Origin of the sequence: Actinosynnema sp. NPDC059335, assembly GCF_042752395.1 — a bacterium.
GTDB lineage: Bacteria > Actinomycetota > Actinomycetes > Mycobacteriales > Pseudonocardiaceae > Actinosynnema.
Genome location: NZ_JBHYXZ010000160.1, coordinates 1 through 7110, shown reverse-complemented (window position 1 = coordinate 7110; position 7110 = coordinate 1). Strand labels below are relative to the sequence as shown.

Genomic DNA, 7110 nt, shown 5'->3' with positions numbered 1-7110 from the left:
TACCGCGCGCGGGGGTCGGCGGGGGGCGGCAGCCCCCGCCGGACCCGCGCCAGATGGTGGAGCCGGGCGCCCCGCCCCGCGGCGGGGTCCTCGCCCTTGACCCGGATCGGGGCCTCGACGACGTTCTGGAGCACGGTCATGTGCGGGAACAGGTTGAAGGACTGGAACACCATCCCCAACCGGGCCCGCTGCCGGGACAGCCGCCGGTCCGACAGCTCCACGAGCTGTCCCCGGGACTCCCGGTACCCGATCAGCTCGCCGTCGAGGTACACCGCGCCGCGGTCGAGGGGTTCGAGGCGGTTGATCGTGCGCAGCAGGGTGCTCTTGCCCGAGCCGGACGGCCCGAGCAGGCACACCACCTCGCCCGCGGCCACGTCGAGGTCGATGCCGCGCAGCACCTCGGTGCGGCCGAAGCTCTTGTGCACGTCGCGGATGCGCAGGACGGTCTGGGGCACGGTGCTCCTCCTACTCGGACGGCGTGCGGCGGGTGAAGGGCGGTCGCAGGCGCACGCGCGACCGGGCGGGCGGCGCGGCGGACGGGCGGTGCTCCCCTCGTGCGCTGCGCCGCTCCACGTACCGCTGGACCACGTGCAGGACGCTGGTGACGATCAGGTACCAGATGCTCGCCACGATCAGCAGCGGGATCGTCTCGAACGTGGTGTTGTAGATGATCTGCACGGAGTACAGCAGCTCGGGCGTCGAGGTGACGCTGACCAGCGCCGACGCCTTCAGCATGCTGATCACCTGGTTGCCCGTCGGCGGCACGATGACCCGCAGCGCCTGCGGGATGACGACCCGCCGCAGCGTCTGCCCGTGCCTCATGCCCAGCGCCCGCGCCGCCTCGTGCTGGCCGTGGTCGACCGCGAGCAGGCCGCCGCGGACCACCTCGGCCATGTAGGCGGCCTCGTTGAGCCCGAGCGCCACGATCGCCGCGAGGAACGGCGTGATCAGGTCGTTGGTGTCGACCTGGAAGAGGACCGGGCCGAACGGCACCCTCAGCCCGATCGACGGGACGAGCGCCGCCAGGTTGTACCAGAACAGGATCTGCACGAGCAGCGGCGTGCCGCGGAAGAACCAGACGTAGGTCTTGCTGAACCACACCACCGCCGGCACGGGCGACAGCTGCATGACCGCGAGCAGCACGCCGCCGGCGATGCCGAAGACCATCGCGATGACCGTCAGTTCGAGGGTGCGCAGCAGCCCGGCGAGCACGTCGGTGGACAGGAAGAAGTCCCACACCACGCCCCAGTCCATGTTGGGGCTCTGCGCCATCGCGCCGACGATGTTGAGCAGCGTCAGGCCGACGACGGCGGTGACGATCCACCAGCCGACGTGCACCGGGGCGCGGACGCGCCGCCCGGCGCCGACCGGGGTCGGGTCGTCCTCGGCCCGTGGCTCGACCAGTGGGGTGTGCCTGCGCGACATGGGTTCTCCGTCGGGGACGCCGGTGGTCAGGGGACGCCGGTGGTAACGGGACGCCCGTGGTAACGGGACGCCGGTGGTCGGGGACGCGGTGGTCAGGGGACCTCGGGGTTGAGCCGGGACTCGGTGATCGCGATGCCCGGCACCTTCCACTTCGCCAGCAGCGCCTCGTACTCGCCGGAGGCGATCAGCTTGTTGACCGCGTCCAGGACGGCGCGGGTGTGCGGCGAGCCCTTGGGGAACCCGATCGCCTCCGGCAGCTTGGCGAACTGGTAGGGCTGCACGGTCAGCCGGCCGGACTGGTTGGCCGAGTGCACGACCTCGGAGTAGGAGCCCATGAACACGTTCACCCGCTGGTTGCCCACGGCCAGGACCGCGGAGCTGCTGTCCGGGTAGAGGTGCGCGCGGGCCGGTGGCGCGCCGGCGGCCGTGCACTCGTCGCTGATCGCGCGGAGCTGCGGCTCGAACACCGAGCCGGAGAGGATGCCGACGTCGCGGCCGCACAGGTCGAGCGCGGACCGGACCTCGATGCCGCTGCCGTTGGCGGTGGAGAAGCCGGTGCCGACGGCGTCGACGGTGACCATGTCGATGATCTCGGTGCGCTCCGCCGACACGGTGAGGTTCGCCGCCGCCGCGTCGAACCGGCCGCTCTGCAGGCCGGGGATGAGCGTGCTGAAGTTGGTGACCTGCACGATCTCGAACGTCAGCCCGGTCTCCCGCGCGAGCGGGTCGAGCATCTCGATCATCCACCCGGTCAGCTCGCCGTTCTCCACGTACTCGGCGGGCGGGTAGTTGTTGAAGACGGCGACCTTGAGCGGCTGAGCCCCGGAGGACGGCCGGGTGGCCGGCCCGGGGCCGGACGCCTCGCCGACGTAGACGCACCCGGCGGTGAGGCCCGCCGCAGCGGCCAACGCCGTCGCCGCCAGCAACCGGCGGAATCGTCGGTGGTGGTTCATGGCGCTCCCCGCTCGTCGCCGGTCTCCGCCGGACCGCCCGGCCTGTCACGGCGTGCGGCTGCCCTCGAACAGCCCGGCGAGACCGGTTCCGGCGGCCGGGTCCGCCACGCCGCTCCCCGTGCGCACGCCGGTGCGGCGGCGCCCGCCGGACCGCCCGACCGGTCGAGTCGCACGGCTCCCCGCGACCCGGCCAGCGTGGCCGTGTCCGCCAGCCCTCCTGCCCCGCGGTCGTGGGTCACCTCGCACGGCTCCCCACGGGCAGGCCGGCGACCAGACCGGCGAACAGGTCGCCGAGGATCGCCGGGCCGTGCTGGGTCAGCACCGACTCCGCGTGGAACTGGATGGACGCGAAGTGCGGCCCGCGCAGGGCGTGCACCTGGTGCGTGACCGGGTCGCGGCTGATCTCGACCGCGCCGACCCGCGGGTGGCGCAGCACCTTCTCCGCGCTGCGGGCCGCGAAGGTGTTGTAGAAGCCCACGCGCCGGACCGTGCCGAACAGGTCGACGGGCAGCTGGATGCCCTGGTTCGGCACCTCGCGGCGGACCAGCGGCAGCCCCAGCTCGGCGCTGAGCACCTGGTGGCTCAGGCACACCGCCAGGAACGGCAGCCGGCGCGCCAGCAGCGTGCCCACCGCGGACCTCAGGTGGGCGATCTTCGGGTGGTGCCGGTCGCGGGGGTCGCCGGGTCCGGGCCCCATCAGGACCAGGTCGTGCCCGTCCAGGTCGTAGGACTCGTCGAAGCGGCGGATGACGACCTCCGGCCCGAGCGCGCGCAGCTGGTGCGCCAGCATCGAGGTGAACGTGTCCTCCGCGTCCACGATCAGCACCCGACGGCCGACCAGGTCGGGGTGCGGCGCGTCGCGGGAGTCGTCGGCGGCGAACCAGAACCCGGCGATGTCGGTGTTGCGCGAGCGCAGCGCCGCCCGGACGTCGGGGTGCTCGGCCAGGCCGACCCGGTCGGCCCGCCCGGTTCCGCCGGACGAGCCGAGCGCGGCCAGCAGCCCCGCGGCCTTGGCCCTGGTCTCGGCGGCCTCCGCGACCGGGTCGGAATGCCGCACCAGCGTCGCGCCGACCCCGATGCGGAGCTCTCCCCCGGCGTCCACCACGGCCGTGCGGATGAGGATGGACGAGTCCAGGGACCGCCGCCCGCCCGCCTCGCGGCCGATCAGGCCCATGACGCCGCTGTAGTAGCCGCGGCCGTCGGGCTCGTGACGGCCGATCACCTTGCACGCGCTCTCCAGCGGGCTGCCGGTGACCGTGGGCGCGAACATCGTCTCGCGCAGGATCTCGCGCGGGTCGCGTTCGGTGCGGCCGGTGATGAAGTACTCGGTGTGCGCCAGCCTGGCCATCTCGCGCAGGTACGGCCCGTGGACGATGCCGCCGCCCTCGCAGACGCGGCCCATCATCTTCAGTTCCTCGTCCAGGACCATGTACAGCTCGTCGGATTCCTTGTTGTCGGCCAGGAACTCCAGCGCGCCGTCCAGCGAGGGCCCCGACGGCGGGTAGCGGTAGGTGCCGCTGATGGGGTTCATCACGGCCGTGCCGCCGGTGACGCTGATGTGCCGTTCCGGTGTCGCGCCGACGAACGTGCGGTCGCCGGTGTGCACGACGAACGTCCAGTACGCGCCGGTCTCGTCGCGCAGCAGCCTGCGGAACAACGACAGCGCGGACACCGGCGAGAACCCCGCGGCGTCGGCGACGAACGTGCGGCGGATGACGAAGTTCGCGCCCTCGCCCCGGCCGATCTCGTCGGACACGATCCGGCGGACGATCCCGGCGTAGGTCTCGTCGTCCGGCTCGAACCGGCCCCGGTCCAGCTCCAGCGGCACGTCGGGCAGCCTGCGCAGCAGGTCGTCCAGCGGCAGCGCGTCCTGGTCGGCGACGGTGAGCGCGATCAGCGGCTCGCCGTCGTCGCGGTGGGCGTAGCCGCGTTCGCCGATCTGCCGGTAGGGCACGATCGCCAGCACGTCGTGCCGGTCGTGCGCCACCGGGCCGTCCGGCAGCGCGATGCCCGCCAGCGTGTCGGGCGTCGACACCTCGCCGACCAGCACGTCCACCCGGCCCTGTCCCGCCTCGGCGCGGTGCACCAGCGCGAACGGCCGGTGCGGCGCGGCGAGGATCCGGTCCAGCAGGTCACCGTTGCCCGTCACAGCGCCGCCTTCTGCTCGTGCGCCGCCCGGACCTGGTCCAGGACGGTGTCGGTGGTGGCGACCACGGCGCAGCACCGGGCCGCGTAGTCGACCGCCATGCGGTGGTGCTGCTCGGTGAAGTCGCCGATGGCGTCGGCGACCAGGAACGCGCGGATGTCGTTGGCGTAGGCGTCCAGCGCCGTGCCGAGCACGCCCACGTGCGCGTACACGCCGCACACGACCAGTTGGTCGCGGCCGTCCGCGCGCATCCACTCCAGCAGGTCTGAGCGGAAGAACGCGCTGTAGCGCCACTTGGTGAACACCCGGTCCTCGTCGGCGGGCGCGAGTTCGTCGACGATGCGGCGGTCCTCGGGGTCGACCCGCATGCCGGGTCCCCAGAAGTCCTTGAGCAGACCGCGGTCCCGCTCGCTCATGCCGCCGGGTTGCGCGGTGTAGGCCACCTTGGCGCCGCGGTCGGCGCACGCCGCGCGCACCGCCGCGATGTTGGCCACGACGCGGTCGCGCACGGGTCGGGGGAACGGCCGGACGAAGTAGCGCTGCATGTCGTGGATCAGCACCACCGCCCGCGTCGGGTCCACCGTCCACGTCGCGGTGTTGGGGGGCAGGTCGCCCGCCGTCGGCAACGGGTAGGTGGCGATCGGGGGGATACCGGTCATGTGTCGCTCCTTTGACGATCGCGCCCCGGGCGCGGTGTCGCCGTGCCCGGGTCCGAACGGTGGGGTCGCGGTGGCCGGCGCGGTCAGCCGGTCCACGCCGCCACGGCGGTAATCGCCTGCTCCGGGTTGAGCCGGGGGTCGCAGTAGCTCGTGTACTTGTCGCCGACGTGGCGGTCCTCGGACTCGTCCACGACGCACTCGGTGACGTCGTCGGGCGTGGTCTCCAGGTGCAGGCCGCCGGCGACGCCGCCTTCGGCGCGCAGCACCCGCTGGAACAGCTCGATCTCGGCGACGACGGTCGTGAGGTAGCGGGTCTTGAGGCCCTCGTCGGTGCGCGTGGTGTTGCCGTGCATGGGGTCGCACAGCCAGACCACCGGGTGGCCGGCCGTGCGCACGGCGGCCACCAGCCGGGGCAGCCGCTCGGTGACCAGGCCGGCGCCCATGCGGGCGATCAGGACCAGCCTGCCGGGCTCGCGGCGCGGGTCCAGGCGTTCGGCCAGCGCCAGCAGCTCGTCGGCGGTCGTGGACGGGCCGACCTTGCAGCCGACCGGGTTGGCGACCCCGGCCAGCAGCTCGACGTGCGCGCCGTCGACCTGGCGGGTGCGGTCGCCGATCCACGGCAGGTGCGTGGACGCCAGGAACGTCGCCCCGGTGCGCTCGTCCTGCCGCAGCAACGGCATCTCGTAGTCGAGCAGCAGCGCCTCGTGGCTGGTCCACACGGGAGGGTCGACCAGCCGGCGCGCCGCGCCGCCCCAACCGAGCAGCGCGCTGACGGTCGCGGCCGCGTCGTACCCCATCAGCATCCGCTCGGGATCGGGTCTGCGGCGCTCCGCGTCGGGGTCGGGCCGGTTGACCATGTGGCCCCGGAACGCGGGCAGCACCACGCCGTTGACCTCTTCGGTGGGGCTCGACCTGGGTTTGGCGAACTGGCCGCCGATGCGGCCGATGCGGACCACCGGCCGGTGCGTGGCCATCCTCATCGTGCCCGCCAACACGTCGAGGAGGCCGACCTTGCGCGCGACGTAGCCCGCCTCGCACTCGGCGAAGTCCTCGGCGCAGTCACCCGCCTGCACGACCTGCGCGCGGCCCGCGGCCACCGCCGACAGCGCGGAGCGCAGCAGTGCCACCTCGGCCGCGGCGACGAGGCCCGGCCGGGCGGCCAACGTGTCCCGGACCCGGTTCACGGACTCGCGGTCGTCCCAGTCGGGTTGCTGCAGGGCGACCCCGGTCGGACGAACGCGCCCGGCGATGTTCACGGACTCTCCAATCACGAAGGGACTCGGCACGAGCGCAAGCGGAAGCCGCGCGGTCGTACGGCTCAGTTCAGGGCTGAACACCACTTCGTCGACACCGTGATCGTGGGGGCGCGGCGCGACGGCGGGCAAAGAATCGACGCCGCATCCGTCAGGTCGCGGGCCGGGCGGCGAACCCGCCCGCGGTGGCGAGGGCCCTTCGGCTTCGCCGGCGCGGCACGGCGCGCCGGCCGCTGGTCGGGGTCGCTTCGGCATGCCGTCGCCGACGCGGTGACCTGCGCCTTTCCCGGTGAGCGACCTTCGCCCGGGACAACCCGCTGGGCTGAACGGAGGTGTGGCTGGAGCACACCCGATTCCACGGCACCCGGAACGGCCGCCGACCGCTCGCCGCGGGGGGAGCGTCCGCACACCTGCGGACCCGGCAGGTAGGTGCTCCCCGTACCTAGTGCTGCATCTCGGAACGTTGACCGCTAATCGGCGTGGCGGGCTGACGGTCCAGGCTGGTCCTCCCATGTCGAGCGGGAGGTGGTCGTGGGTCGTCGTCCGGAGGTGTTCGTCCGGCCGTTGTCCATGGAGGAGGGCCGCAAGCTGGCCCGGATCGGTCGCACCGCGAAGGACCCGGTGCGATTACGTCGGGCGATCGTGGTCCTGATGTCCGCCCAGGGACAGGCGGT

The 7110-nt window shown here is 73.1% G+C and carries 6 protein-coding genes; all 6 read right to left on the bottom strand.

Annotated features, from left to right (window positions below):
* Positions 1-455, bottom strand: a 455-nt coding sequence (locus tag ACFXGA_RS33440) for an ATP-binding cassette domain-containing protein (protein WP_378094951.1), incomplete at its 3' end; no start/stop codon positions are given.
* Positions 456-465: 10 nt separating this feature from the next.
* Positions 466-1425, bottom strand: coding sequence for an amino acid ABC transporter permease (locus tag ACFXGA_RS33435; RefSeq protein WP_378094949.1), 960 nt, complete (start codon positions 1423-1425; stop codon positions 466-468).
* Between the two features lie 92 nt (positions 1426-1517).
* Positions 1518-2378 (bottom strand): ABC transporter substrate-binding protein, encoded by an 861-nt coding sequence (locus tag ACFXGA_RS33430; protein WP_378094947.1) that lies wholly within the window; start codon positions 2376-2378, stop codon positions 1518-1520.
* A gap of 235 nt (positions 2379-2613) precedes the next feature.
* The gene (locus ACFXGA_RS33425) at positions 2614-4527 is read right to left on the bottom strand and encodes an anthranilate synthase family protein (RefSeq protein WP_378094945.1); all 1914 of its coding nucleotides are present in this window, start codon (positions 4525-4527) and stop codon (positions 2614-2616) included.
* The gene (locus ACFXGA_RS33420) at positions 4524-5183 is read right to left on the bottom strand and encodes an isochorismatase family protein (protein ID WP_378094943.1); all 660 of its coding nucleotides are present in this window, start codon (positions 5181-5183) and stop codon (positions 4524-4526) included. The genes ACFXGA_RS33425 and ACFXGA_RS33420 overlap by 4 nt, the downstream gene beginning before the upstream one ends.
* A gap of 83 nt (positions 5184-5266) precedes the next feature.
* Entirely contained in the window at positions 5267-6439 is a 1173-nt protein-coding gene (locus tag ACFXGA_RS33415; protein WP_378094941.1) for a 3-deoxy-7-phosphoheptulonate synthase, read from the bottom strand.
* Positions 6440-7110 lie beyond the last annotated feature (671 nt).

Bases quoted from the DNA above. Each gene is read 5' to 3' on its own strand.
- ACFXGA_RS33420 (WP_378094943.1), bottom strand. From the start codon at position 5,183: ATGACCGGTATCCCCCCGATCGCCACCTACCCGTTGCCGACGGCGGGC.
- ACFXGA_RS33430 (WP_378094947.1), bottom strand. From the start codon at position 2,378: ATGAACCACCACCGACGATTCCGCCGGTTGCTGGCGGCGACGGCGTTG.
- ACFXGA_RS33435 (WP_378094949.1), bottom strand. From the start codon at position 1,425: ATGTCGCGCAGGCACACCCCACTGGTCGAGCCACGGGCCGAGGACGAC.